Consider the following 320-nt stretch of genomic DNA (forward strand, 5'->3'; position numbering starts at 1 on the left):
GCTACTCCCTTACCTGTTATTACCTCAGTTACGCTCACTAATTTTATTCAATCTAAAAAATTAGAAGGAGTCACGCAGCTCACTCTTAATCAATTAGAGCAACGATGTAATGATTTTCTAGGCTATCTAAAAGAGCTAAATACAGATAAGCCCACCAATAGCATAGCTATGCACTATAGAGACCGATTACTCAAACGAAAATTAAGCAGCAAAACATTAAAAGACTACATTGCAGCAAATAGGCAGTTTTTTAATTGGTGTTTAGCTCATGAGCTTATTACTGTTAACCCATTTGCTGTTGTCAAAACATCCTCTAAAAA

1 protein-coding gene is annotated in these 320 nt (G+C 35.0%); it reads left to right on the plus strand.

Annotation, left to right across the window (positions count from 1 at the left end; all coding sequences use genetic code 11):
• Window positions 1-320, plus strand: a 320-nt coding sequence (locus F8B77_RS17395; RefSeq protein ID WP_244298280.1) for a site-specific integrase, incomplete at both ends; no start/stop codon positions are given.

The sequence above is a fragment of the Aliivibrio finisterrensis genome (assembly GCF_008933155.1).
GTDB lineage: Bacteria > Pseudomonadota > Gammaproteobacteria > Enterobacterales > Vibrionaceae > Aliivibrio > Aliivibrio finisterrensis.